Origin of the sequence: Candidatus Ornithobacterium hominis (assembly GCF_951229915.1) — a bacterium.
Taxonomy (GTDB): domain Bacteria; phylum Bacteroidota; class Bacteroidia; order Flavobacteriales; family Weeksellaceae; genus Ornithobacterium; species Ornithobacterium hominis.
Window position 1 is genome coordinate 2010038 of the sequence record NZ_OX579588.1, and the last position, 26872, is coordinate 2036909.

19 protein-coding genes are annotated in these 26872 nt (G+C 37.3%); 9 read left to right on the plus strand and 10 right to left on the minus strand.

All coding sequences use genetic code 11. The features are described from left to right. Positions 1-131 precede the first annotated feature (131 nt). Complete coding sequence (gyrB, locus tag QOX03_RS09405; RefSeq protein WP_283670958.1) at positions 132-2081, plus strand: DNA topoisomerase (ATP-hydrolyzing) subunit B; 1950 nt, start codon at positions 132-134, stop codon at positions 2079-2081. 82 nt (positions 2082-2163) lie between these two features. On the opposite strand, the gene QOX03_RS09410 is transcribed toward gyrB, so the two are convergent. After that, entirely contained in the window at positions 2164-4569 is a 2406-nt protein-coding gene (locus tag QOX03_RS09410) for an alpha/beta hydrolase family protein (RefSeq protein WP_283670959.1), read from the minus strand. 273 nt (positions 4570-4842) lie between these two features. Here QOX03_RS09410 and QOX03_RS09415 point away from each other — a divergent pair, with 273 nt between their 5' ends. Beyond that, positions 4843-5466, plus strand: coding sequence for a hypothetical protein (locus tag QOX03_RS09415; protein ID WP_283670960.1), 624 nt, complete (start codon positions 4843-4845; stop codon positions 5464-5466). Between the two features lie 179 nt (positions 5467-5645). On the opposite strand, the gene QOX03_RS09420 is transcribed toward QOX03_RS09415, so the two are convergent. The 4 genes from QOX03_RS09420 to QOX03_RS09435 are packed head-to-tail and all read right to left on the minus strand — an operon-like array spanning position 5646 to position 11751. Then, entirely contained in the window at positions 5646-6524 is an 879-nt protein-coding gene (locus QOX03_RS09420; RefSeq protein WP_283670961.1) for a DUF808 domain-containing protein, read from the minus strand. A 44-nt stretch (positions 6525-6568) separates the two neighbouring features. Next, positions 6569-9850, minus strand: coding sequence for a leucine--tRNA ligase (gene leuS / locus QOX03_RS09425; protein WP_283670962.1), 3282 nt, complete (start codon positions 9848-9850; stop codon positions 6569-6571). Positions 9851-9908: 58 nt separating this feature from the next. After that, positions 9909-10811, minus strand: a complete 903-nt coding sequence (locus tag QOX03_RS09430) for a lysylphosphatidylglycerol synthase transmembrane domain-containing protein (RefSeq protein ID WP_283670963.1) — start codon at positions 10809-10811, stop codon at positions 9909-9911. Further along, positions 10786-11751, minus strand: a complete 966-nt coding sequence (locus QOX03_RS09435) for a glycosyltransferase family 2 protein (protein WP_283670964.1) — start codon at positions 11749-11751, stop codon at positions 10786-10788. The genes QOX03_RS09430 and QOX03_RS09435 overlap by 26 nt, the downstream gene beginning before the upstream one ends. Positions 11752-11805: 54 nt before the next feature. Between QOX03_RS09435 and QOX03_RS09440 the strand changes: the two genes are divergently transcribed. Together QOX03_RS09440 and QOX03_RS09445 are read left to right on the plus strand one after the other, a co-directional pair. Then, on the plus strand, positions 11806-13386 hold the full coding sequence (locus tag QOX03_RS09440) for an ArnT family glycosyltransferase (protein ID WP_283670965.1): 1581 nt from the start codon (positions 11806-11808) through the stop codon (positions 13384-13386). A gap of 10 nt (positions 13387-13396) precedes the next feature. After that, positions 13397-13975 (plus strand): Maf family nucleotide pyrophosphatase, encoded by a 579-nt coding sequence (locus tag QOX03_RS09445; protein WP_283670966.1) that lies wholly within the window; start codon positions 13397-13399, stop codon positions 13973-13975. Positions 13976-14002: 27 nt separating this feature from the next. Here the strand turns inward: QOX03_RS09445 and QOX03_RS09450 are convergent, their stop codons facing one another. The 3 genes from QOX03_RS09450 to QOX03_RS09460 are packed head-to-tail and all read right to left on the minus strand — an operon-like array spanning position 14003 to position 17588. After that, complete coding sequence (locus tag QOX03_RS09450) at positions 14003-15784, minus strand: bifunctional lysophospholipid acyltransferase family protein/GNAT family N-acetyltransferase (RefSeq protein WP_283670967.1); 1782 nt, start codon at positions 15782-15784, stop codon at positions 14003-14005. Then, positions 15781-17034 carry an aspartate kinase gene (locus QOX03_RS09455; protein WP_283670968.1) on the minus strand — a complete coding sequence of 418 codons (1254 nt, stop codon included), beginning with the start codon at positions 17032-17034 and terminating at the stop codon, positions 15781-15783. Before QOX03_RS09455 ends, QOX03_RS09450 begins: the two co-directional genes overlap by 4 nt. A 41-nt stretch (positions 17035-17075) precedes the next feature. Next, entirely contained in the window at positions 17076-17588 is a 513-nt protein-coding gene (locus tag QOX03_RS09460) for a gamma carbonic anhydrase family protein (RefSeq protein WP_119057311.1), read from the minus strand. 52 nt (positions 17589-17640) lie between these two features. Between QOX03_RS09460 and QOX03_RS09465 the strand changes: the two genes are divergently transcribed. Continuing rightward, the gene (locus QOX03_RS09465) at positions 17641-18522 is read left to right on the plus strand and encodes a NifU family protein (RefSeq protein ID WP_119057605.1); all 882 of its coding nucleotides are present in this window, start codon (positions 17641-17643) and stop codon (positions 18520-18522) included. Between the two features lie 102 nt (positions 18523-18624). Here QOX03_RS09465 and QOX03_RS09470 read toward each other — a convergent pair whose 3' ends face one another. Further along, on the minus strand, positions 18625-20358 hold the full coding sequence (locus QOX03_RS09470) for an FISUMP domain-containing protein (RefSeq protein ID WP_283670969.1): 1734 nt from the start codon (positions 20356-20358) through the stop codon (positions 18625-18627). 550 nt (positions 20359-20908) lie between these two features. Then, positions 20909-23704, minus strand: a complete 2796-nt coding sequence (polA, locus tag QOX03_RS09475) for a DNA polymerase I (protein WP_283670970.1) — start codon at positions 23702-23704, stop codon at positions 20909-20911. Between the two features lie 459 nt (positions 23705-24163). Between polA and QOX03_RS09480 the strand changes: the two genes are divergently transcribed. The 4 genes from QOX03_RS09480 (at position 24164) to ybeY (ending at position 26872) form a co-directional block, all read left to right on the plus strand. Beyond that, on the plus strand, positions 24164-24505 hold the full coding sequence (locus tag QOX03_RS09480) for a cupin domain-containing protein (protein WP_283670971.1): 342 nt from the start codon (positions 24164-24166) through the stop codon (positions 24503-24505). 1 nt (position 24506) lies between these two features. After that, positions 24507-24965 carry a hemerythrin domain-containing protein gene (locus QOX03_RS09485; RefSeq protein WP_283670972.1) on the plus strand — a complete coding sequence of 153 codons (459 nt, stop codon included), beginning with the start codon at positions 24507-24509 and terminating at the stop codon, positions 24963-24965. Next, positions 24922-26109 (plus strand): hypothetical protein, encoded by a 1188-nt coding sequence (locus tag QOX03_RS09490; RefSeq protein WP_283670973.1) that lies wholly within the window; start codon positions 24922-24924, stop codon positions 26107-26109. The genes QOX03_RS09485 and QOX03_RS09490 overlap by 44 nt, the downstream gene beginning before the upstream one ends. Positions 26110-26452: 343 nt before the next feature. Further along, positions 26453-26872 carry an rRNA maturation RNase YbeY gene (gene ybeY, locus QOX03_RS09495; protein WP_283670974.1) on the plus strand — a complete coding sequence of 140 codons (420 nt, stop codon included), beginning with the start codon at positions 26453-26455 and terminating at the stop codon, positions 26870-26872.

Sequence of the window (26872 nt, forward strand, 5' to 3'; positions counted from 1 at the left end):
ACTTTCGCTTTATAAAAGCTTTATAAAATGTGAATAAATGTTTGGGGGCTGGTGGCTCCCAAACTCGTTTAAATTATTTAAATTTCTTTACATTTGTTAAATAGGATTTAATTTAAATGTTGAATTGAAATATGAGTGAGAATAAAAAACAATATACAGCAGACAGTATACAATCGCTAGAGGGTATAGAACATGTCCGTTTGCGCCCCTCGATGTATATTGGTGACGTAGGAAAAAGAGGTTTGCACCATTTGGTCTATGAGGTGGTAGATAACTCTATAGACGAAGCCCTGGCTGGCTACTGTGAGGTAATTTCTGTCACCATTCATCCCAATAATAGCATCAGCGTTTCTGATGATGGGCGTGGTATCCCAGTTGATTTTCATAAAAAAGAAGGAAAATCTGCCCTAGAAGTTGTAATGACAAAAATAGGTGCTGGTGGTAAATTTGATAAAGATTCTTACAAAGTTTCTGGTGGGCTTCATGGCGTGGGGGTTTCTTGTGTGAATGCTCTTTCTGTAGAATTAACCGCCACAGTATACCGCAATGGGAAAATTTACCAACAAAAATACGCTAAAGGAAAAGCTCTGACTGAGGTGGAAGAAATTGGAGAATCTCCACTCACTGGTACAAAAGTAACTTTTTTGCCTGACGATACAATATTCAATGAAGTTCAGTACAGTTTTGAAACTTTAGCTAATCGCTTGAGAGAATTAGCTTTTCTCAACAGAGGTATTAAAATCACATTAACTGATGAACGTGAATTGGACGAAAACGAGAATCCTAAATCAATGGATTTTTACTCTGAAGGTGGCTTGAAAGAATTTGTTGAATTCATTGATGAAAACCGTGAGCCCTTGATGAAAAAGGTGATTTACATGGAAGGTGAGATTGATGACATTCCTGTAGAGGTAGCGATGCGTTACAATACTTCTTTCAACGAAAATCTACATTCGTATGTGAATAATATCAATACCCACGAGGGCGGCACACACTTGACGGGCTTTCGCCGTGCACTTACTCGAACGCTGAAAAAGTATGCTGATGATAATATGCCAGCCAAAGAAAAATCAAAAATCAATATTACGGGTGATGATTTTCGTGAAGGTTTGACGGCAGTCATTTCTGTGAAAGTGATGGAACCTCAATTTGAAGGGCAAACCAAGACAAAATTAGGAAACTCTGAAGTCTCTAGCGTGGTAGATAAAGTGGTGAGCGAAATGCTCAGCAATTATCTAGAAGAAAATCCTAATGAAGCGAAAATCATTGTAGATAAAGTCGTACTAGCAGCCAAGGCAAGGCAAGCTGCCAAAAAAGCACGTGAAATGGTACAACGCAAAAACCCGATGGGCGGAAGCGGATTGCCAGGGAAATTAGCCGATTGCTCTTCCAAAGACCCTGCGGAATCAGAAATTTTCTTAGTCGAGGGGGATTCAGCTGGTGGAACAGCCAAGCAAGGAAGAGACCGTCATTTTCAGGCTATTTTGCCACTGAGAGGTAAAATCCTCAACGTAGAAAAAGCCATGCAGCACAAAGTCTTCGAAAACGAAGAAATCAAAAATATTTTCACGGCACTGGGCGTTACTATTGGTACTGAAGAAGATGCCAAAGCTCTGAATACCGAAAAGTTACGTTACCATAAAATCGTAATCATGACCGATGCCGATGTGGATGGCAGCCATATTGCAACGCTCATTTTGACTTTCTTCTTCCGCTATATGAAAGAATTAATTGAAAACGGAAATATCTTTATCGCAACGCCTCCTCTCTATTTACTAAAAAAAGGAAAAAAAGAGGTTTATGCGTGGGGTGAAAAAGAACGGGAAAGAATTCAAAAAGAATTATCTGGTGACGAAACTGGGAAAGGCGTGGGCGTACAACGCTATAAAGGTCTTGGTGAGATGAACGCTGAGCAACTTTGGGATACAACAATGAACCCTGAAAATAGAAAACTCCGCCGCGTAGACATTGAAAATGCAAGCGAAGCTGACCGTGTGTTTTCGATGCTGATGGGGGATGACGTTCCGCCGCGTAGAGAATTTATCGAGAAAAATGCTATTTACGCCAATATCGATGTTTAAAAATTTTTAAAGGCTTGGAAAAATCTCTACAAAAAAAGGAAAGCATCTTCGGCTTTCCTTTTTGTTTAGATTCATTTTAGCATTAATTTTTCAAACATTTGTCTAAAAATTGTTCTTGCTCCCAAAGGGTATGCAAAATGCTTTCTTTGGCTACATAGCCGTGGGATTCTTTGGGTAAAAGTACCATTCTCACAGGTGCTCCCAAATTTTTTAAGGCTTGGAAATAACGCTCGGTTTGCAGTGTAAATGTTCCTGGGTTGTTATCTGCCGCACCGTGAATCAAAAGCATTGGTTTTTTCATCTTATCGGCGTTCATAAATGGCGACATAGTATTATAAATATTCGGGTTATCCCAATAATTTCTTTGCTCGCTTTGGAATCCAAAAGGTGTCAAAGTTCTGTTATATGCTCCACTCCGGGCTATTCCACAAGCAAAATCATCTCCGTGAGTCAATAAATTAGCCGTCATGAATGCTCCATAAGAATGCCCGCCCACTGCGACTTTATTTCTATCAATATAGCCTAATTTGTCCACCGCATCTATGGCTGCCCTTCCGTTAGCTAATAATTGCGGAATGAATGTATCGTTCGGCTCTTCGGTTCCTTCACCAATAATGGGGAATGCGGCGTCGTCTAAAACAGCATAACCTTTTGTTACCCAATAAATAAAAGAACCATAGTACGGGTATGTGAAATCATTGGGATTCTGTGTGCTCATTCCTGCCGTGCTTTTGTCTTTGTATTCTGTAGGATATGCCCAAACTAGCAGCGGAAGTTTTTCTTTTTTAGTATTTCTATCATAACCATCTGGTAAATAAAGCGTTCCCGTTAATTCTACACCATCATTTCTTTTATATTTAATCACTTCTTTATACACATTTCCTAAGCTTTTAAACGGATTTTCAAATTGTGTAACTGGTGTTGTTTTTCCTGATTTAATATTTTTTTTATACGAATTAGGATATTGTTTTGCGGACTGCTGCCTTACCAGAATTTCTCCTTTTTTAATATCTAAAATATCCAAAATATCTTCTTTAGCATTCTTTAAATTAGACGTATAAATTCTTTTTTTGGCTAAATTTTTCAAGTTCAATTCATCAATGAAAGGTTTTTTCCCATCTTTGGTGAATCCCTCGCCAATCAAATAAGCCTTATTGTTGTCTTCTACATCAATCACGTTTCTGCCGTATTCATTTCTGGTAAGATTGAACTTGCCTGGGGCATTATAAACGTCTTGGTAATTTCTATCCTCAATTACTTGTGCTTTCCCCGTTTTTAAATCAATCAAGAAGGATTTGTGATTTCTGGTGTCGTACCAGCGTTCGCTCACCAAGGCATAATCAGCGTCAGACCATTCAATCCCAGCATATCTCTGCTTTAACTTAAAAAATGATTTCGGAGCTTGAGAAAACGGAGCTTCCCAAGTGAAGATCTCATCTCTATATTCTGCTTCTTTCGCTTGGTCTCCGCCATCCAATGCTTCCACAAAAACCAAAGTCGCTGGTGCGTCGTCTCTCCAATCGAAATTTCTTTTCCCTGTTCTAGTAGAAGAGAAACCTTTTGGCATTATTTCCGTCAATGGGACTTCATTTACAGTTTTCACCAAATTCCCGTCCAAATCATACACATTGTAAATCATTGGAAATCTGCTCAAAGGGACAACATATGAGAAAGGTCTTGTAATAGTGACCAACATTAGGTATTTCCCGTCTGGGGAGAAACTAGTCGAGATGTAAAGATCGGCCTCCTTTAGTTTTGTTTTCTTCCCTTGGAGAGAAACTTTGTATAATTCTGATTTAGTGAGCGTTTCAAAATTAATTTCATCCTGTGGATTTTTCAATAAATCTTGGTACGTTCTAATTTGCGAAACTTCTCCCGTTGAATTAGAAATAATCGGCCCAGTTGGCAAATCTTTAGAATCATCTACCAATGCAGGTCTATTGCTGGGGATTTGCCTTATCAAGATATTTTGTGAATCTCTATACCAAGCATACGGCATCCCCAAGTTGGCATTCAAATTATCAGCGGTGATTTTTTTAGCCTCAGCCGTTGCCAAATCCACGACCCAAAGTTCTACACCGTTTTGTGTTGTATTGGTGAAGGCTAATTTAGTTTCATCGGGAGAAAAACTGGTGTACGCTATTTTAGCATTCTCTGGAAGTCCTTTCACTTGAATTTCCTTCTTTCCATTGATTTTTCTTAACTTCAAATTATTCACATAATTCATTGAGCTAGAGATGTTTGTTATTGGATTTATCCTCAAGCCTCCCAATCTCACCTCTTCTTGATTTAATTCGTCCAGCGTTTTATACGTGTTTCTGTAATAGAAAACTATGTTTTCTTTCTTGCTATCCATAGATACGCTTGGGGGTCTTTCAAAATCTGCTAATTTTAATATTTCTTCTGATGGTTTTTGATAAGAAATATTTTCCTGAGCGTTCACCAATTCCCCAAAAGTCAATAATGCCATTATAAGTCTTCGTTTCATAAAATTTGTTCAAAATATTGAATATCGCTAAAATACAATTAAAAAGGGAAAATCAATTTTAATCTTTACAAAAAAACGCTATGTGCAAAATATAAAAAATAAACTTTAGTAAAGAACTAAACATATTTACTGAAAATCAATAAATTACCTTTTATGAAAAAGCATTTAAAAGGTTAAAAATTGATAAAAATTGATAAAAATTGATAAAAATTGATAAAAATTGATAAAAATTGATAAAAATTGATAAATTTACTGAAAATATAACCTTAATTTATGATGAAAAAGTTTATTCTGTTACTATTCGGGGCAGGAACTTTGTCGCTCCAAGCACAAGTGGGAATTAATACGGAAACTCCCAAAGCTACATTAGATGTACAAGGAAATGTAATCGTAGGTGAAACATCGTACACCGAAAGCAAACATGGCCATTCCGTCGTAGTAAGAGATAACTCCACTGGCGAGCTAAAGGTAGTCGGGAATGCTGGGCAAAACAACTCTGCTCCCATCAATCTCATAACTTTCAAATTAAAAAATGTAGATGGTGATTGGGTGCGAAATTACTACACCGGTATTGACTCCAGTAAATTCACTGTAGTAGTGACTGAGGCTAGATTTTACATCAGAGAAGGAGAAGGAACTGTTGAGTTATCTACTGGAAACGGAAGTAACGCAGATTACAATCCAGAACATGTTTATGCGACCACTGAGCAAAGAAATAAGAAGAATCAATGGACGCTCCATGCTGATTTTGTAGGAGGAGGACCAAAAACCGGTAATGGAACTTGGGAGATTACCTGCTTGGTTATCAATAATTCTTTAGTAAAGGTATTGAAAAATGTAGAATATGACTTCAGGGGTGGTTATAATTTTGACGGAAGAACTCCACCCGGGTTATAAAAATTTAAAATGTGAAGATAAGCAAGCTGTTTCAAAATTTGAAGCGGCTTTGTTTTTTTTTCTTTCTCAAAAAATTTTTCAAGGCTTAAAAAATTTTTACTCCCCCAAGGATTTTCAATGCCATGAGCAAATGCTGAGTAGTCACATTTTTTTAGAAACCTAAACTCTAATTAATTTTTTCATGAATTAAAGACTGTATAAATTTTTTTCCCTAAAAAGATAACGCAAAAAGCAATTAACCCGCCAACCACGCCTAGCAATGCTTCAGACAAAATGCTTGGTATTTGCGACAAATGATGTTCTGTGAAATGATGAATCATTTCGATATTATGAGCGAAAATTCCACCAGCAACTAAAATCAAAGCGATTGTCCCCACAAAGCTTAAAATCTTGATAATGACAGGCAGTGCTTTTACCAAGGCGTTCCCAATCGTATTCCAAATTTCATTTCCGTTTGATTTTTTAATTAATTGGAAGCCAAAATCATCCATCCTTACAATCAAAGCTACAATGCCATACACACCCACCGTTGCAATGAGCGAAACGATGGCCACGGTAATGACTTGCACCGCTAGCGATTGCTCTAAAACGGTTCCTAAAGCGATAATCACAATTTCTACCGACAAGATAAAATCAGTAGAAATCGCCGAACGGATTTTACTTTTTTCTTCCTCTTCTGGATTTTCTGACAAAACTTTTTCAATCTCTAGATGCTCATCATTTCTACGGAAAAGCCAATGAAAAATCTTCTCTACACCCTCAAAAGCGAGGTATAATCCGCCCAAAACTAAAATCCATTTGATGACTTCTGGGAAGGAATAATTCAGCAAAAGAGCGATTGGGACTATGATGAGTTTGTTCAGAAGCGAGCCCTTGGTAATGCTCCACAATACGGGTAGCTCCCGAGATGATACGAATCCTGTGGCTTTATCGGCATTCACGGCCAAGTCATCGCCTAAAATGCCAGCCGTTTTTTTAGTAGCTACTTTGCTTGCAAGTGCAACGTCGTCCATCAGCATCGCAATGTCATCTAGAATAGCAAAAATACCTGATGCCATAATTGTAATTTTTCACATTCTATTTAAATATTCATCAACTAAAATCACCCGACCAAGTTCACGATTTTCCCAGGGACAATAATTACTTTTTTGGGAGTTCTTCCCTCTAAATATTTCTGAGTTCGCTCGTCTTCCATTACGGCTTTTTCTATTTCTTCTTTACTCAAATCCATCGGTAGTTCAAGCGTGAAACGCATTTTCCCGTTGAATGAAATCGGGTATTCTTTGCTGTCTTCTACCAAATATTTTTCTTCAAATTCAGGGAATTTTTCGGTGGAAATACTGCTTGAATGTCCTAATTTTTCCCAAATTTCTTCAGTAATATGCGGGGCAAACGGCGACAATAAAATCGTTAATGGTTCTAAAACCGAACGCTTATTGCATTTTATTTTTTGCAAATCATTTACCGCAATCATAAATGCAGAAATTGACGTATTAAATGAGAATTGAGTAATATCTTCAGTCACTTTTTTGATGAGCGTATGCAAAATTTTAAATTCCTCTTTGGTCGGTTCTTCTTCAGAAATTTTAAAATCATCATTCACAAAAAATAAATTCCAATATTTCTTCAAAAAACCAAAAACGCCGCTTAATCCATTGGTATTCCACGGCTTGGATTGCTCAATTGGTCCCAAAAACATTTCATACATTCGGAGTGTATCTGCACCGTATTCAGCACAAATATTATCAGGATTTACGACATTGAATTTAGATTTAGACATTTTTTCCACTTCTCTAGAAACGTAAAATTTACTGTCTTCACTTAAAATAAATTCAGAATTTTTAAAATCATCTCGCCAATTTTTGAATTTTTCTGTATCCAAAGCATCGTTTCCGTCTACCAGATTCACGTCTACATGAAGGGGAATGGTTTCGTACTGTGCCCTTAAATCATTAGAAACAAATTGATTAGAATCTTTTACCCGATGAGCAAAAGCCGAATTTCCCAAAATCATTCCTTGGTTTACTAATTTTTTAAAAGGTTCATCCACTTGCACGAAGCCTCTGTCTTTCAAAAATTTAGTCCAAAAACGAGCGTAGAGCAAATGTCCCGTAGCGTGTTCGCTTCCGCCAATGTATAAATCTACATTTTGCCAATAATCCAAAGCTGATTTATCGGCAAAATCTGTTGCGTTTTGGCTATCCATATAGCGGAAAAGATACCACGAACTGCCTGCCCAGCCTGGCATGGTATTCATTTCAATCGGGAAAACATTTTCTTCATCTATTTTACTGTTTTCCACCACTTTTTGCTGAGATTCGTCCCAAGCCCATTGTGTAGCTCTACCCAAGGGCGGTTCGCCAGTTTCTGTTGGCAAATATTCATTGATTTCGGGCAATTCCAATGGTAATTTTTCTGTGGGGATTGGGGTTGGAATTCCATTTTTGAAATACATGGGCACGGGTTCGCCCCAATATCTTTGTCGGCTAAACACGGCGTCACGCAATCTATAATTGATTTGTGCTTCGCCCAAGTTTTTCGCTTCTATGGCTTCAATGATTTTTTCGGTTGCTTGCGTATAATTCAATCCGTTTAAAAATTCTGAATTTTGAAGTTTAATTTCATCGCTTTTCTCAGTAAAAGCTTGTTCAGAAACATCAATGCCTTCAAAAATAGAAGGGATTTCTAAACCAAAATATTGAGCAAAAGCATAATCCCGCTCATCGCCAGCTGGAACTGCCATCACAGCACCTGTTCCGTAACCCGAAAGTACATAATCACTAATCCAAATCGGGATGGGATTTCCCGTGAATGGATGCTGTGCATATGCTCCTGTGAATGCTCCAGAGATGTGCTTCACATTTGCCATACGTTCTCTTTCTGAGCGTTTTGCGGTTTCGGTAATGTAGTTTTCAACCTCTTCTCTTTGAGCCTCTGTCGTGATTTCTGTAACTAGTTTATGCTCGGGTGCTAACGTCAAAAAAGAAACGCCAAAAATTGTATCAGGACGGGTGGTGAAGACAGATATGCTCCTATCCCCCGACCCCTTTCCAAAGGAAAGGGGAGTTTCTTGGGAGATTGTTTTTCTTTCAGAACCTTCTTTGAGCGTTTTTTTTATTTTTTCTAATACATTATCTAAATCACTCAGAACTTCATTATTAGTAAACCTTATAACTCTAAATTGTTTAGATTCAATAATTTTAGTTCTTGCTTCATCTTTTTTGATTTGTTCCTCTTCATTATGATACTCTCCATCAACTTCTATTACTAATCCCTTTGATAAACAAACAAAATCAGCAATGAAATCATCTATTAAATGTTGTCTTCTAAATTTAACACCTAATTTTTTGCCTTTCAATTCATCCCATAATACCATTTCAGCTTCTGTAGGATTTTTTCTGTTTACTTTGGCTTTATCAATTAAAAGATGAGCATTATTTCCTCCTGTTAAATATCCGTAGCTTTCAGACCCCTTTCCTTTGGAAAGGGTTGGGGATAGGATTTTAAATTCAACTTTTGCTCCTTTTGACTTTCCTATCCAGTTTTTTTGACTTTCTTTTAAGGCTTCAGACCAATCTAAAGCTTCTTCATTACAACTAATCCCGTTCAGCAAACGTTCCGCATAAGCCGTGATACGCATCATCCATTGTGTCATTTTTTTACGTTCCACAGGATACCCACCACGTTCAGAAACTCCGTTAATCACCTCATCATTTGCTAAAACTGTGCCCAATGCAGGGCACCAATTCACCTCGGCTTCAGCCAAATAAGTTAATCGGTAATTTAACAAAATATCTGATTTTTCTTTTGCTGAAAATTGCTTCCATTCTTCGGCTGAAAAGATGGTTTCTTGTGATGTTGAAGCATTCACATTTTGATTTCCTTCTTTTTTAAAAATTTCTACTAAATGCTGAATTGGCATGGCTTTATCGGCATCATTGTCATAGTAACTATCAAATAATTGCAGAAAAACCCATTGAGTCCAACGGTAATAACCTGGGTTTGAGGTTCTCACTTCTCTTTCCCAATCAAATGAAAATCCGATTTTATCTAATTGCTCGCGATACCTTATGATGTTTTCTTGTGTAGTAACGGCAGGGTGTTGCCCTGTTTGGATGGCGTATTGTTCTGCTGGAAGCCCAAACGAATCATAGCCCATAGGATGCAATACATTAAATCCCTGATGGCGTTTGTATCTGGCATAAATATCAGAGGCAATATAACCCAGTGGATGACCAACATGCAAACCTGCTCCTGATGGGTAAGGAAACATATCTAAGATGTAATATTTGGGCTTTTCTGACTGGTTTTCAGCTTTGAAGATTTGATTTTCTCGCCATTTTTTTTGCCATTTTGGTTCTATTTCATTGGGATTATAGTGCATATGAATTCCGTTTTTATGTATTGCGAATTTATTTAAATTTTTTAAGGCTTATAAAATTTTATAGCGAAGTTTCGTTTTTTTGATGATGATTTGGTTTTAATCCAAAGTCAATTTTTTTTATCACATATATTCCGCCAATTAGGCTGGTGAGTAAACTGATGACTGAAAACATCAAAGCTACTCCTGCCGAGACATCGGGGTTGAATTTAAAGTATTCTCCTGCATAATAAAAGATGCTTTCTCTAATGCCTAATCCAGCAAATGAAATGATGGATAAAACACTCGATATTAGAAAAATAACGATGTACAAATATAGTTCTTCTGTTTGCTCTAGTGAGATTAAAATGGATAAAACTGAGCCTATCTGAAAGGCTTGAACGGCAAATGAGTAAATCAAAGTGGGAAAAAATATTTTTTTAAACTTTGGGAAAATTTTCCCCAAAATCATTGGCCCGACTAGTAACCCGCCACTGCCTAGCAATAAAATTGAGTAGTAAAGCGAAGGCGAAATTTCTACGGGGAGCAAAATGATACTGAAACAAATTAATATCGCAATGGCACATAAACCTATGAATCTATCAAAAAATATGGCAGAGGTCAGCTCCTTGAGTGGGCGCTGAAAGTGATTTCTGAGTGCAATTACTTTGTACGCATCGCCCCCAACGCCGCCAGGAATGAAAAAGTTGTAAAACATTCCTAGTGCATAGAGTTGCGCATTAGTCAAAAACGGCAAATGAACGTCTACTTTCTTGAGGTAAAGCCGCATCCTCCATACTGAAATTACCTGAGATAAGACAAATGAAATCCAAGCGATAAATAGCCAAATCCATTCTGCTTGGCGTAATTCTTTTTTGAGTAAATTCCAGTTCATTTGAGAAAAAACCCAATATAAAAGTCCTATGCTGATGAGAATTTTTAAGGCTGTAAAAAATTTTTTACGCAATGATTTCTTGGCTGCCATTGTAAATTTTTCTGATTCTGTAAGGGCGCATATCTTGAGATTCGTAGTAAGTTTTCATCAACAAATCGACTACAATTCCCATCGTAATTAATTGAATGCCTGCCAATAGAAGCAATACCCCGACAATCAATAGCGGCCGTGTCCCGATGTCTTCGCCCAAACCAAACTTCACGATGGCTAAATAAAACATTGCTATGCCTCCCAAGCCTAAGCTAATCAAGCCAGCGTTGCCAAATAAATGAATGGGTCTTTGCAAATATTTACGCAAGAAAATTATTAAGATTAAATCATTTATTACCTTGAAGGTTCTACCTAAACCGTATTTGGATTGCCCGAATTGTCTCGAATGGTGCTTCACTGGTACTTGTGCAATACGAGCTCCGTTAAGGAAGGCTAATAGATTGATAAAGCGGTGCATTTCGCCGTAAAGGTTTAAATCTTTTGCTGTTTCTCGATTGAAGACCTTCAGTGCACAGCCGTTGTCTTTGATGTCCATTTTGGTAGCTTTACGCACAATGGAGTTAGCAATTTTAGACGGGATGGTCTTTAAAAAGCTATCTTGCCGCTTGACTCGAATTCCAGTCACCACATCATAATCGCCTTCTTCTATTTTTTGCAACATCATCGGGATATCGCTCGGGTCGTTTTGCAAGTCACCGTCAAGGGTAATAATGTAGTCGCCTCGTGCAAAATCAATTCCTGCAGCTAAGGCAAGTGATTGCCCATAATTTTTTTTAAGCTCAATCAGAATGATTTTTTTATTTTCTAAAGCCTTAATTTTTTCCGCCGTTGCATCTTGTGAGCCATCATCTACCAAAATCAACTCATACGGATATGCTGATAATGCTGCTTCAACTTCTTCTGAAAGTAATTCTACATTTTCCTCTTCATTATAAACAGGAATGACAATGGATAAAAGTGGATTTTCTATTACTTGCATGTGGAAAAATTCTTATTTTAGCCCGAAATTATTTGGCGAAGATACACAAAAATTATGTCCAAACCTTATCAATCGCATGCCTTACCGCTGATTTTATTTACAATTATAGCTTTTCTTTGCTTTGCCAATTTGGGTAGATACCCCATCAGTATTTTAGACGAAGCTAAAAATACAGAAGCCGCTAGAGAAATGCTGGTCAACCAAAGTTTAGTACCTACATTCAATCAGGAACTTAGAGTTGATAAACCTCCTTTGCATTATTTTTTCATGCAATTGGGCTATAGTATTTTTGGTGTAAATGCATTTGGTGCTCGCTTTTTCTCTGCTTTTTTGGGCTTACTTTTAGGCATTTTCATGTTTTATTTTACAAAAAAGCATGCGAGTAAGTCAACGGCAATCACCTCACTCGTCGTTTTATTTTCTTCTTTCTTTTGGCTAAATGAGTTTCATTTGGCCGTGCCAGACCCTTACCTTATCTTTTTTTTGAGTATTGGCTGGGCATCTTTTTACAATTTCTATAAAACAGGAAAAACCCGAGATTGGTGGCTTTTCTATGGGAGCATTGGGCTGGCAAGCTTAGCCAAAGGGCCTATTGCAATCCTGATGACGGGGCTTATAGCTCTTTTATTTTTTCTAAGCCTTAAAAAAAATTTTTGGAAAAACTTAACTCGATTTCAGCCCATTTGGGGTGGAATCATTGTTTTGCTTATCGCTTCACCTTGGTTTATCTACGTTCACCAAGCCACGGGAGGAGCCTTTACAGAAGGTTTTTTTATAAAGCATAATTTCCAGCGTTTTAGTAGTAAAATGGAGGGGCATGGCGGAACTTTTCTGTTAACGATTGTGTTCGTTTTTTTAGGCTTATTCCCCTTGGGTATGTTTATTCCTCAAGGAATCTTCCATGCCTATAAATACTACCGAAAAGATGACTTTATAACTTTTTGTGGAATTTTAAGCCTTACCATTATTTTATTTTTCTGCATCAGCAGCACTCGATTACCCAACTATACGCTGCCAGCGATGCCTTTTTTAGCTATTCTAGTTGCAGCGTTTTTTAAAGAGCAAATTTACTTGAAAAGCTATGCTCGTTGGAGTTTTTATCTCTCGACCTGTATTATCAGTTTAGTAACTTTAGCGATTCCAGCTGCCGTTATTTTTATTTTTCAAGATGAAAAAATTCCCTATCTCTCATTTATTCTGTTGTCGGTAGTAGCATTGGTTTCGATTTTTCTGAGTTGGGCTGCTTTGCATAAGCACCAATATCAGAAGTACATTTGGAGCATTAGCGGGGGGTGGGCCGTAATCTCTCTCATATTATTTTGGGGTGTTTTCACGCCGCTATGGCAAATGAGCCCAGTGTATAAAGCTAAAAAAATTATTCAGTCTCATCAGGTGGTTGGGGTTTATCAAAACTTTGACCCTGCTTTTACGATTCAAAATCAAAGAACTTTCCCTGTGTTTCAATCTTTAGAAGAAATCCATAATTTTACTGAGGTTTATCCGCAAGCTATTTTCATTACTCGAGATCGTAATATTTCGAGTGATAGCCTTGAGCGTTCGGGTTTTGAATTTTTAATGAACGAAAAGAGTTTATTTGAGAATTATTCAAGCCTTATTTTTAAAAAAATTTTTTAAGCCTTAAAAAATGTTAAAAAATATTCAGAATAAAAAAATCATCCTCGCTTCTCAGTCGCCAAGAAGAAGGGAGCTATTGGCGGGTTTAGATTTAGAATTTGAAGTCATGCCTTTACACGCCGAGGAGAGTTATGACCCTGAAGAACTGAAGCGCGAGCAAATAACGGAGTTTCTGTGTGAGGTCAAAGCTCAGGCTTTTCAGCAATGGGAAGATGATATTTTGCTCATCACCGCAGATACGATTGTGTGGATGGAAGAGCGTGCGGTAGAAAAACCAAAGAGTAGGGGAGAGGCAATAGAAATGCTTGAGCTTTTATCGGGTAAAAATCATGAAGTCATCAGCTCAGCTGCCATTTATTCTCCAAGCAAGAAGATTATCGTCACAGATGTGGCAAAAGTCCGTTTTGGTGACTTAAGCACAGAAGAAATTACTTATTATGTTGATAAGTATCAACCCTACGACAAAGCTGGTGGCTATGGCGTACAAGAGTGGATTGGCTATGTGGGCGTAGAAGAAATTGTGGGCTCATACTACACCGTTATGGGATTTCCTGTCTACCCATTTTTTAAGGCTTTAAAAAATTTTTGAAACACCAAGAGTTTGTTTTCCAAGTATTTATTGATTTTTTGAAAGTTCTTCTAGAACGGGTTTTATGGTACTTTCAGGAATTTCTTGAATACGGATATACATCAGCCCATCTACGGCATCATTGAATTTAGGATCAACATTGAATGCAATGACACGTGCGTTTTGTTTAATGTATTTTTTTATCAAAACAGGAAGCCTTAGCCCACCGGGTTCTAGCTCTTCTATTAGCTTATCAAACTTGTTTAAATCAGCTTTCGCTTCATCAAAGATAAATTCTTTATCCTTCCCTTTCAGTTTTGGTTTGAATGCTTTTTTGGGTCGCACGTACTGCGCTACATACGGATCGTAGAAATGTGATCGCATGAATTCAATCATCAACGCTTTAGAGAATTCAGAAAACTGATTGCTAATGCTCACGCCTCCAAGAATGTATTTGTACTCTGGGTGGCGTAATGCTACGTGTATGATGCCCCGCCAAAGTAGAAAAAGTGGGAAGGGTTTCTGCTGGTATTCAGGTGTTACAAATGCACGCCCCATTTCAATGCTTTTAGCAAAAAAGGGCTGAAGCTCGGGTTCAAAGTTAAAGAGCTCGTTCACATAAAAACCCTTCATCCCGTAGCGGTCATAGATTTTTTTCCCCAAGCCCATGCGGTAGGCTCCAGCAATTTTTTGGGCTTCATTGTCCCATAAAAGCAGATGATGGTAATGCTTATCATAGCGATCTAGGTCACTATTATTATTCGTTCCTTCGCCCACTTGCCGAAAGGTGTACTCTCTCAAGCGGCCAATTTCTCTCATGATGTGTGGCGCATCATTGTACATGAAAAAGAAACAATCGTAGCGATTGTTGGAAAACAATAATGCATTTTTTTCTTTTAACTGGCTGATTTCTCGTACAATTTTAGATTCCTCTGTTTCTGATAAAATCGTTTTGGGGAAAGCTCTCTTTTTAGGGATTGATTTTTTGATTTTTTGTGGTAATGTAGATTCATCAAAACTTTCTGACAACAGGTAAGTTTTTTTACGCAAAAATTGCCCTAATTCCTCTGGCGAATTAAATTCCTCTTGCTGCTTTAGCGTTACGGGTTTTCCTATTCTAATTTTCACAGGTTTCAGGCGTGTGCGCAGCGTTTCCCTAGCTAGCATAGCCGTTTGCACATCTGGGTGAATTTTAGCTAATTGGTAAAATAATTCTGAATTTCTTGTTTTAAAGTACAACGGAATGACTGGCACGCCTGCTCTCTGAATTAGCTTCAACACTGGTAATTGCCAAGCTTTATCTTCTATTGTTTTGGTAGAAGTTCGAGCAGAAACTTCCCCCGCTGGGAAAACGCCTAGAGCGCCTCCGTTTTTCAAATGCTTGAATGCGGAGAGCATTCCCGTTGTGCTGTTCTTGACTTCGGGTCGCGTCTCAAAGGGGTTCACTGCAAAAACACGTTTTTCTAAAGGCTTAATTTTTTGGAGTAGAAAATTGCCTATAATTTTAAAATCTGGGCGAATCTCACTGATGATTTTCAACAATAATAATCCGTCAATCCCTCCCAAAGGATGGTTGGCTACAATGACAAAGGGTCCTTTCTTGGGAATCCGCTCTAAATCTTGTGATGAAATTTCAAAATGAATTCCTATATCATCCAACACCGCTGACTCAAAGGCGGGGCTCTCTAGCTCTTTGTTTCTTAAATAAACTTTATTGAGCGTATGTAAATGCAAAAGACGATGCAATGTCCATGCAAAAGGTTGGCCTAGCAAACCCCATTTATGTAATACTGTGTTTTCAGCAATATCTTTTACGTTAACTAAACTCATGCTTCTTTTTTTATAACCAACTGTAGTGTCTGTTTACCCGCTTGTTTTATAATGGCGCTTTCATACTTAGGTATAATTTTTTCACTTTTTGAATCGGCATTACGAATGGTGTATAATTCACAAAATTCTTCTTTTTGCACATGAAATTTTTGGCTCAGCAATTCCACGGCCGACTCTAAGTTACTGTATTTATCTTCCAAACACAAATACAAATTTATGGCAGAAATTTGTATTAAATTGACTTTTAGTTTAAAATCCGTTAGTAATTTATAGACATCGCTAATGACTTTCTCATCTATAAATTCAAAATTCTTGCTTGAGATCGTCAAGACTATCTGTTGTGGTTTTACAATATAGCAAGGAATTTGAGGCTTTATCTGCTCTGAAAAATCATCAATCCTTGTTCCTTCATTTTCTGGGTGCATAAAACTTTTGACTAGCAATGGGATTTTCTTGTGCTGTAGCGGTTGTAGTGTTTTGGGATGAATTACCGTTGCACCATAATAAGCCAGTTCTATCGCTTCCTCAAAAGAAATTTGATTTAAAATTTGTGTCTTTGCAAAGTGGCGAGGGTCGGCATTCAAAACCCCTGGGACATCCTTCCATATCGTTAAACTTTCTGCATCTAAACAGTAAGAAATAATGGCTCCTGTGAAATCCGAGCCTTCCCTCCCCAACGTTGTGGTGAAATTATTGTCATCAGAACCGATGAATCCTTGGATGATGTAAATTTTATCCTTGGGTAAATGCTGAAGCCTTTCGCAAGTTGTCTCGTAGTCCACTTTACCTTCGCGGTAATCGCTGTTGGTTTTGATGTACTCACGTGCATCGAGCCAAGTGCAATTCACTCCTGAATGATTTAAATATGCCGCTATGATTTTGGTAGAGAGCAACTCTCCCAAGGCTATAACTTGATCATAAATAAAATCATATTTAGGAGATTTATTAAGGCTTAAAAAAGTTTTGACTTCCGCTACATGATTTATAATGTCTTGAAAAACAGAATTAATCTCTGGTATAAGCTCTTTCACTACATTGATGTGTTGCTCTTCTATCTCATTGAGCATAGCTAAATAATTTTGATTTTCTTGGTAGGCTTTTACCACTTCCTCTAGCGCATTGGTGATTTTTCCCATGGCTGAAACGACCACAAAACCTTTCTCAAATTTCTGCTGAATCAAAATATTTTTTACATTACCAATGCTTTCTTTATTTTTGACTGAAGCTCCTCCAAATTTAAAAATCCTCATGATTCAATTTTATCCGAATCAACGAATTTAAGTAATTTTTCTTATTTAAACCATCCACTATACTTTACGTAATTCTCGGCAATTCTTTTAATTTCCCCTTCTTTTAATTCTTTAGATACCATTTTTACCTTTTTGGCTGGCACTCCTGCCCACAGCTCATTCTCATTCACCACTGTATTTTGTGTTAGCACTGCCCCCGCAGCAATGATGGCGCCACTCTTAATACAACACCCGTCCATCACAATTGCACCCATGCCCACCAGCACGTTATCTTCAATCCTGCATCCGTGGACAATCGCATTGTGCCCGATGGAAACATTATCGCCTATTTCTGTCGCATGTTTCTGATACGTGCAATGTATCGTTACATTATCTTGCACATTGACTCTGTTGCCCAGTTTAATCTTATTCACATCCCCGCGGAGCACTGCCCCGTACCAAAAACTACACTCATTACCCGCCTCTACATTCCCGATGATAACTGCTGTTTCGGCTAAAAAACAATCCTTGCCCAGCTGAGGTGTAACGTGATTTAGACTTTTAATTATGCCCATTAATTTATTTTTTTGCAATTTACACGTAAATTCGCAAACGAATCAAAAGAGAATGATGAGAGTATATATAGAACAAACAAATCAAAAGAGTATTTTAAAATTCGTCTGCGAGGAAATCATTACTGCTGGCAGCTACGAATTGGGTAAAAATGACGTAACTCAAATATCACCATTGGCACAGCAATTATTAAGTTTCCCTTTTGTGGAGAGAGTCTTCATCACTGCTAATTTTGTCGCTGTGCAAAAAAATGAACTGGTAGAGTGGGAGGACGTAGCACAAGAAGTAAAAGAAATCGTGAATGAACATTTCGAAGCGGGAAGCATCGTAAAAGAACCTCAAAAAAAGGAACCCTATACGCTCTATGCCGAAATGACGCCCAACCCCAAAGTCATGCGCTTTGTCTGCAACCAATTGCTTACTTCGCAAATCATCGAAGTCAAATCTAAAGAACTTGCCGAGGAGGTCCCTTTGGCTCGTGCTTTGATGAACAATTTTGATTTCATTTCAGAAGTTTTCATTTCAGAAAATTATATTTCAGTAACGGCCAGCGAAAAAATTCAGTGGCAAGATTTTGCTTTAGAAATCAGGCAATACCTATTGACTTATCTACAGCAAGGAAACCCCATCGCCCAAGAAGGCTATGAGCAGCCCGCTAACGAATATGAGGCGAAATTGAAAAACAAGGAATACACCTCTACCGAGAAACAGATTCAACAAATTCTAGACGAATACATAAAGCCTGCCGTTGCTAGCGATGGTGGCAACATCGCCCTTCTAGAATTTAATGAAGAGAGCAAAACGGCAATTATGCTTTTGCAGGGAGCTTGTAGCGGCTGCCCCAGCAGTACCGTTACGCTAAAAAACGGCATTGAAACAATGCTGAAAGAAATGCTGCCCAACGTGGTAGAAAAAGTAGAAGCCGTGAATGGATAGCAATTTAATTAAAAAGGCTTGCTTACAAATTTTTAAAGGCTTAGAAAATTTTTCTCTAAGCCTTTAATTTTAACTGATTGTTTTCTGATTTTAAATAAACGTTTAATTCTTTGGACTCTTAATACAACGCACGCTGAACCCGAGACCTCGGTTGTTGCCGCGCGCACCGCTGTTGCGACTGTTGAAGTACATGTTGTAAGCGTTGTTGTAAGCGTTGTTGTCACTGCCGCTATCAGTGCTACTCCAGTAGATCCCGCTAGATTCCCTGAGGGGCAGTGAACCATCAACGTTACGGTAGCCAGCAGCTGCAAGGTTTGGCAACTGATTTTGACTCCACATTTGATTATTACTTCCTACAGCACCGAGTAATTGATTCCACTCCTCCACAGTCGGAACATGGTAACCTAACGGGCAAGGGTTATTATCTTTTCCTGCTCTCCACAACTTTAAATCTGGTCCTTTAGCTCCTTCACCTTTCTCTACCCAGTTATTGCCTCCAGTAATAAACTTCCCTGCTGCTTTGCCTGTCTTTGTCCAAGTATCGGCTTTTTGTGGGGTAGTTCCTGAATTCCAAAACTCATGCCCATCACTCGCTCTCTGCCATTGGTAATATGAACCGTAGGTTTTAGCCTCCTTATGGGCAGCTGTGCCAAACAACTGCTGATTTGGCTTAAAGTTTGTTTCTTTGGCATATTCTGCTCCTAAGTTGTAATTGAGCCACGTTCTATTATAATCATTTGCTCCTGTAACGGTAACGGGCAAGTAAACAAACTGGTGGCGTAATTCTCCGTTGGTTCTTTCTCCAAACTTCTTGTCTGGGATTACGCCTATCCCTTTGATGATAACTTTTGATTTGCTCCCGTTAATATCAATATCATAAGTTGCAATGACGTAAATATCCCCTGGCTCCAGCTGCCTAACTTGGTAACTCTCATCTCCTTTTACCTTTAGCGTCGCAGTCAATTCTCCTGTTTGCGAAAATTTACCCTCAGGAATACTAAGTATAATTTTGTTAGTATCTCTTTCTTGCCCTTCGGCGGTGGTTTTCTCAATGTTTACAGCATCATAACTTCCTTTTCCACCAGTGTAAGGTATTCTGATGCTAACTTGGTTGTCCCCATTATCTATATAGCCCTTCTTAATATTGTTATAGGTAAACGAGAGGACATAATACTCTTGGTCTTGCAGGTCTGCTATTCCTTTGCCTACCGTTAACACCTGCTCTGCACTTAATCCTAATTTGCTGAATCTAGCCGTAAGCTTACCTGCCTTCGGCGTCCCGCTAAGCTTATACGTCAAGGTTTGGCTTGCGCCTCCATCTAGGCTAATCTTGCGGTTGGCTGTGCCATCTACTGTTATTCTTATCCCTTCATTTTCTACCGTAACAGCATCAGAGAAGTCAACAGTAATGGGAGAGAATCCATTGTTGGTAATGGTGAAACTTACGCTGGCGCCTGATAATTCCACACCTCCTATAAATTGCCCGCTGGAACTCTCTGGCGATACAGCTACGCCTTGGGATGCTTCACTACCTACATTGAGGATGCATTCCCATTGGTGGACTTTGTTTTTTATCCCAAGGTATATCTCAAGGCACTTCTTATTGGTATTATAAATTATCATTCCTTCTCTCACACCTTCAAACTGTGAGCGCTGCTCTGTGCTAACATTCGGGAAGTGAACGCCCTGCGGAGTTGCAGGGCCCCATTTTGTACCCTCAGCACCCTTTATATAAGCTACATCAAAGCTGCCATCTGGCTGGTTTGTATTAACACCCACCTGAGCCATAGCTAAAGCTCCTGGCAATACAACGAAAGAAAATAATAATTTCTTCATTTGTTTTAATTTTTTTGGTTAATATTTTATTGATTTATTCTTTTCTTAATTAAATTTTTACTGTTTTTTTTGCTTCTTCATTTAGAAAGAGCCCCAACCCTTGAGGCTCTTCTTTTTGAAGAAACTTTTCACTTCATGCCAACAAAGATAAAAAAACCGCACAATATTTTTTTGCACGGCTTTGCGGTTCGCTCCCGCGGGGAAGCAATAAATTATTATAAGTTATTGATAATGAGTTGTTTAGCTCATTACTTGTGTGTGTGTGTGTGTGTGTGTGTTTACACTTTATTTCGAAACTCACAAATTTCATTTGTTAAAATTTCATTATTTTTTATTAAAATTTTTCGTTGAGATTTTTCACTTTTCTCAACCTGCACTCAAATGTATTTCACGTTTTTGAATTACGCAAATTTGTTTTTTTTTGAGGCAGGGGAGGTGAGAAAGAATTTTTTAAGGCTTTAGAAATTTTTCGATTTTTCTTTAGCATTCTTTATCGTCTTTACTTTCTTCACCTATTTTTTGAAGGCTTTATGGGTTAAGATAATAAATTTTAATGTGCTTCAAACCAATTTTCACCAACTCCCGCTTCTACGACTAGCGGTACGTTAAACTTCACAGCATTTTCCATCGTATTCTTTATAATGGGTTGTACGGCTTCCAATTCTGTTTTTGGCACTTCAAATACCAATTCATCGTGTACCTGCAAGAGCATTTTGGTTTTAAATTCTTGGTTTAAAATCTTGTGTAATTTCACCATCGCAACTTTGATGATGTCTGCTGCGCTTCCCTGTATTGGGGCGTTTACGGCGTTTCGTTCTGCGTGGCTTCTTACCACATGATTTCGGGAATTGATCTCGCGCAAATATCTTCTTCTTCCCAATATGGTTTCTACAAAACCTTGTTTTCTTGCTAAAGCTACTTGCTCATCCATATACTTTTTTAGCATCGGGTAAGATTCAAAATAAGCATCAATCATATCCTTAGACTCGGCTCGGCTGAGTTTGGTTTGCTCACTTAACCCAAACGCCGAAACGCCGTAAATGATGCCAAAATTCACGGTTTTGGCATTACTCCGTTGCGTGCGGGTAACTTCATTGATTGGGATACTATAAATTTTTGCGGCTGTTGCTGTATGAATGTCTTCGTGGTTGAGAAAAGAATTTATCATCGCTTCATCGCCGCTCAGACCAGCGATCAGGCGGAGCTCTATCTGAGAATAATCAGCTGCTAGCAACAAATGCTCATCATCTTTTGCTACAAAGGCTTTTCTTACTTCTTGCCCGCGCTCGGTACGGATGGGGATATTTTGCAAATTGGGATTATTTGATGCCAATCGCCCAGTAGCTGCTACCGTCTGTGCAAAAACGGTGTGTACTCTACCCGTTTTGGGATTGATTTCCTTGGGCAAAGCTTCTACGTAGGTTGATTTTAACTTTTGTAATTGACGATAAATTAAGACGTGTTCCACCATCGGGTGTTTGTCTTGAATTTTAAGCAAAATATCTTCTGAGGTCGAGTATTGCCCTGTGCGCGTTTTCTTCGGATTTTTAATTACCTTCAGCTCATCGAAGAGGATTTCTCCCAGTTGCTTGGGGGAATTGATATTAAATTCATGCCCAGCGTCTGAGAAGATTTGCTTTTCTAACTTGGCTAAATCTGTTTCTAGTTCTTGGCTTAAATTCTCTAAGACATTGGTATCCAGTGAGATTCCTTCTTGTTCCATTCCTGCTAAGACATGCACTAAGGGGAATTCCACTTCTTGCAATAATGCTTCTCCTTTCTTTACTTCATTTAACTTGTGGCTAAATATTTCTTTCAGTTGCAGAGTCACGTCCGTGTCTTCTACTGCATATTCAGTTTGGGTATCTAAATCAACTTCTTTAAAGCTTTTTTGGTTTTTCCCCTTTTTCCCGATGAGTGCCTCAATTTTCACTGTTTTGTAGTTCAAATAAGTTTCTGCCAAAACATCCAAGTTATGTCGCATATCAGGATTTATCACATAATGCGCTACCATCGTATCAAAAATTGGTGCTGAAATCTGAAGCCCGTACTGGCTCAGCACTTTCATATCGTACTTTAAATTTTGTCCTATTTTCAGAATAGAAGGATTTTCTAAAATTGGTTTAAATTTCTGAGCTAAGGCTTTCGCTTGCTCAAAATCTTCTGGGAACTTAACGTAATAGCCTTTCCCGCCTTCATAAGAAAATGCGATGCCCACTAGTTCTGCTTCCAATGCCTTGATGGCTGTCGTCTCACAATCTACACAGATTTGCTTTTGCTTCTCTAAATTCTGAATCAGTAATTTTATAGGTAAATCACTATCTACCAGCTGATAGTGGTGTTTGGTTGTGGAAATATCTGTAAAAATTTTATCCTTCACAGCTTCTTCCCCCTCATCATCAAATATTGAGATTTGTGCATGCAAAGATTCCGAAGCTGTTTTGTCTTCTACATCATAGGTTTTGTAAATGTTTTCTAGCAATCGTCTAAATTCCAGTTCTGCAAAAATTTCTTTAACCTTATCAAAATCAGGTACATCAACAGTATATTTTTCTTCGATAAAGTCTACTGGAGCATCTGTAATAATTTTTGCTAATTTTTTTGAGAGAAAAGCCAGTTCTCTATTTTCCATTACATTTTGTTTCAGCTTTCCTCTCAACTTCGCAATATTCTCATACAATCCCTCGAGAGAGCCGTATTCTTTTATAAATTTTTGAGCTGTTTTTGCCCCCACGCCTGGAATTCCCGGGATGTTATCCACGCTATCGCCCATCATTCCTAGGTAATCAACAACTTGTTCAGGACGGTCTACACCAAATTTTTTCTTCACCTCTTCAATCCCCCAAACTTCAACGCCACCGCCCCGAGAGGCAGGTTTATACATTTTCACTTTATCTGTCACCAGCTGAGCGTAATCCTTATCTGGCGTCATCATATAAGTTATGTAGCCTTGTTTTTCAGCCTTCCGGCTCAGCGTTCCAATCACATCATCAGCCTCATAGCCAGCAGCAAACAGCACAGGAATGTGCATAGCGTTTAAAATCTCTTGAATGTAAGGCACCGCAGTACAGATTCCTTCTGGCGTTTCATTTCGGTTCGCTTTATATTCTGGGAAATAGTCGTGCCGCAGAGTTTGAATTTCCCCGACATCAAAGACTACGGCTAAATGTGTTGGCTTTTCTCGTCTGAGCAAATCAAGCAACGAGTTCATAAACCCCATGATGGCCGATGTGTCTTGCCCTTTTGAGTTGATTATTGGATTTTTGATAAAGGCATAATATCCTCTGAAAATCAAGGCATAAGCATCAAGCAAAAAAAGTCTTTTATCTTTATCGGGTGTCAGCATAATTTCTTTTTTTGGCGCTAAAGATATTGAAAAACTTAGAGCCTGTTTAGGTTTTATCTTTAAATTTTTTTAAGGCTTAAAAAATTTTTTGAATAAAGTTAAGCTTATAAAATTAACCTGTAGTGCATTATAAAAAAAGTTACTCTGAAGATTAAAAACTAATTCATTAAGCTGAATCCCAAACAAATACAATGGATTAGCAACCTTGAAGCAAGTCACAAATTAATTTTGAAAGAATTTCGCTCAATTTCAGAAAATGACAAATTCTATTTTAAAAAATAAATCTAATGTTAAAATTAATTCGACCTTAAATGCACAACGGCTATATGATATATATTTTGTATATTCGAAAAAAAATTAAATCAAGAGAAAGCTAATATAAATTCAATTGCTTCGACTAAATTGAATGTGATTTCTCCAACAGAAAAAAATTTAATAAACCTTAAAAATATAAAAAATATGAAGACATCAAGTTTAATTCAAAACATTGAATACAATGCAGAAAAACCAAAAGTAGAACTTTTGTTGGATACAGAATTTACTAAAGAAATCAGAATTTTACTGAAAGCTGGGCAGGTAATGAAAGAGCACCAAACGCCATATCCTATTGTAGTTGAGTTATTTGAAGGTAAAATTGATTTCGGGGTAGAAGATGAAATTCATCACTTGACCAAAGGTGATATTTTAACTTTATCGGGCAAAGTTCCGCATGATTTAAAGGCTTTGGAAGACAGCATTATACGCCTTACTTTGTCTAAAGGAGATAAAATTGAACGTGTAAAAGAGGTTTCTGAAAAGTGAAATGAACCCAAAACCTATTAAAAGAAAAACAGAACTGCAGGGCGTGAGCAGAGACCATCATCACGCTCTTCTACTGGTTTGGAAAATAAACAAAGGAATTTCTAATAAGATTGAACCGGAGCGAATCATCAATTACATCGGCTGGTTTAGGAAAGAACATTTAGAGCCTCATTTTACTGTAGAAGAGGAATTTATGTTCCCCGTTTTGGGCAATGAACATCCTAAGGTTCAACAAGCTTTGCATGAGCATATTCAGCTTTTGAGCCAAGCTAAAAATGCTGAAAATTATAAGGATTTAGAGAATTTTGCTAAACTTTTAAAAAATCACATTCGTTTTGAAGAAAGAGATTTATTTCAATTAATTCAAGAAAAAGCTACCCAAGAAGAATTAGATTTGATTGAAAAAAAACATCAAGATGAAAAATTTTGTGAGAGAACAGAAGATGAATTCTGGAAATAAAAAATGGATATATCGTTTTCTGTTTCTAGCTTTTTTATCCTTTTTTTTAGCAGGAATTTTAGGCGTCACTATGCGTTTTTATCCGTTCATTTCGGTCTCAATTCCTTTTGAAAATTTATTGCATTCACACTCGCATACCGCTCTTTTGGGCTGGGCATTTTTAGGCTGTACAACAGGTATTCTACATTGTTTTCCCATTGCAAAAAAAGCCTTGAAAAATTATTATTACCTTTTTTTTATATCTATTCTTGGTATGTTTTTTTCTTTTTTATACCAAGGGTATGGGCTTATAAGCATTTTATTTTCAACACTATATATTTTTTTAGTTTATCACTTGTTTTGGAATCTGTATAGGAAAATTCATACAACTGGAACAGCTGATATATTGTTAAAAAGAAGCATTATTTGGTTTTATATCTCTACGCTTGGTATTTGGATTTTGGGGCCATCATCGGTCATTTTAGGCAAAGAACATTGGCTATACCATACCAGCATCCGATTTTTTTTACATTATCAAATCAATGGCTGGTTATTTTACGCCATTTTGGGTTTAATACTTAAAAACAGACAGATAACATTCAATAATTTATGGATAATAAGACTGCTAGACGCATCTTTGATTCTCACAACTTTTCTTCCGCTATATTGGGTTGATAAAAATTTAATTTTTTACATCTTAAATGCCCTAGGTATCTTGGCTCAATTTGCATCTATATGTCTTTTAATCAATATATTATATAAATCAAAAATTATCATTCCGAAGAATATAATCACCATATGGTTAATTTTTATAGTAATCAAAGCCATGAGCCAACTACCGACCTTGTTACCCAGCTTTGCAGAAGAATTAAAATTGAACAGAAGTTTAATTCTCACTTATCTTCATTGGGTCTTGCTCGGAATAGTTTCTTTTGGTTTAATTTTAAATTATTTAGACACAAAAATCATTCGTAACACGCCATTGTTTAAATTCTCATTCTATACACTTTTAGTAGGATTTTTAGCAACAGAAGCCATTCTATTTTGTTTAGGAAACCACATTTATTTACGCCACAATACCGTTTTAATGGCAATTTTCTCTATCTTTTTACTGATTGGAATCACAGGATTTTTATGGAAAATTTACCGTAGAAACATCATTTAACGCGCTGCATACCCATAAAACATTATTACATGATGTGCTTTTAAGTCATTAATATTTCTATCAAAATCTGAAAAAATATATAGAGATTCTTGAATTGATTGTGAATCAACAAGATTTTAACTCTTTTATTTCAATCGGGTAAACCTAATCACTTCTTTAGATTTATTTTAAAAATTACAATTTAATTTAATCTTATGAATTACATTTGGGCAGCATGCAGTATGCTAAATTTTCAGTGTTTTGAGTCAGTTTTTCATGATGCATTAGGGGGGGAGATTAATAAAATTTCGTTTATAATAGTTAATTTGAAAATTTTAAATAAATTAGAGCCGAATTATAGTTTATGTTACAATTTTTCTCAGAAACAAGATTTAAATTACAAGAACAAGAAATTTACCAAGATTGGCTTTTTGCTTGTGCCGATAAATTTAACAGGGAAATTTCTGATTTAAATTACATATTTTGTAGTGATAATTATCTGTTGAAAATTAATCAACAGCATTTAAATCATAATTACTATACAGACATTATTTCTTTTGATTATTCAGATGAGCATTCAGTTTCTGGTGATATTTTCATTAGCATTGACCGCGTAGCAGACAATGCTTTTGAGTATAATGAATTTTTTGATGTTGAATTGGCTCGTGTGATGGTACATGGGCTTTTGCATTTGGTAGGATTTAAAGACAAGACCGAAGAAGAAGCCAACGAAATGCGACTGATGGAAAATGAATGCTTGGCATTGCTTTATGCGTTTAACTAA

What these genes read in the sequence shown, in the direction of transcription:
- QOX03_RS09485 (WP_283670972.1), top strand. Translation starts at nt 24,507, where the DNA reads ATGAACCCAAAACCTATTAAAAGAAAAACAGAACTGCAGGGCGTGAGC.
- polA (WP_283670970.1), bottom strand. Translation starts at nt 23,704, where the DNA reads ATGCTGACACCCGATAAAGATAAAAGACTTTTTTTGCTTGATGCTTAT.
- QOX03_RS09435 (WP_283670964.1), bottom strand. Translation starts at nt 11,751, where the DNA reads ATGCAAGTAATAGAAAATCCACTTTTATCCATTGTCATTCCTGTTTAT.
- QOX03_RS09415 (WP_283670960.1), top strand. Translation starts at nt 4,843, where the DNA reads ATGATGAAAAAGTTTATTCTGTTACTATTCGGGGCAGGAACTTTGTCG.
- QOX03_RS09455 (WP_283670968.1), bottom strand. Translation starts at nt 17,034, where the DNA reads ATGAGGATTTTTAAATTTGGAGGAGCTTCAGTCAAAAATAAAGAAAGC.
- QOX03_RS09410 (WP_283670959.1), bottom strand. Translation starts at nt 4,569, where the DNA reads ATGAAACGAAGACTTATAATGGCATTATTGACTTTTGGGGAATTGGTG.
- QOX03_RS09480 (WP_283670971.1), top strand. Translation starts at nt 24,164, where the DNA reads ATGAAGACATCAAGTTTAATTCAAAACATTGAATACAATGCAGAAAAA.
- QOX03_RS09460 (WP_119057311.1), bottom strand. Translation starts at nt 17,588, where the DNA reads ATGGGCATAATTAAAAGTCTAAATCACGTTACACCTCAGCTGGGCAAG.
- QOX03_RS09445 (WP_283670966.1), top strand. Translation starts at nt 13,397, where the DNA reads ATGTTAAAAAATATTCAGAATAAAAAAATCATCCTCGCTTCTCAGTCG.
- QOX03_RS09490 (WP_283670973.1), top strand. Translation starts at nt 24,922, where the DNA reads ATGAAAAATTTTGTGAGAGAACAGAAGATGAATTCTGGAAATAAAAAA.
- leuS (WP_283670962.1), bottom strand. Translation starts at nt 9,850, where the DNA reads ATGCACTATAATCCCAATGAAATAGAACCAAAATGGCAAAAAAAATGG.
- QOX03_RS09450 (WP_283670967.1), bottom strand. Translation starts at nt 15,784, where the DNA reads ATGAGTTTAGTTAACGTAAAAGATATTGCTGAAAACACAGTATTACAT.
- QOX03_RS09470 (WP_283670969.1), bottom strand. Translation starts at nt 20,358, where the DNA reads ATGAAGAAATTATTATTTTCTTTCGTTGTATTGCCAGGAGCTTTAGCT.
- gyrB (WP_283670958.1), top strand. Translation starts at nt 132, where the DNA reads ATGAGTGAGAATAAAAAACAATATACAGCAGACAGTATACAATCGCTA.
- QOX03_RS09430 (WP_283670963.1), bottom strand. Translation starts at nt 10,811, where the DNA reads ATGGCAGCCAAGAAATCATTGCGTAAAAAATTTTTTACAGCCTTAAAA.
- QOX03_RS09465 (WP_119057605.1), top strand. Translation starts at nt 17,641, where the DNA reads ATGATGAGAGTATATATAGAACAAACAAATCAAAAGAGTATTTTAAAA.
- ybeY (WP_283670974.1), top strand. Translation starts at nt 26,453, where the DNA reads ATGTTACAATTTTTCTCAGAAACAAGATTTAAATTACAAGAACAAGAA.
- QOX03_RS09420 (WP_283670961.1), bottom strand. Translation starts at nt 6,524, where the DNA reads ATGGCATCAGGTATTTTTGCTATTCTAGATGACATTGCGATGCTGATG.
- QOX03_RS09440 (WP_283670965.1), top strand. Translation starts at nt 11,806, where the DNA reads ATGTCCAAACCTTATCAATCGCATGCCTTACCGCTGATTTTATTTACA.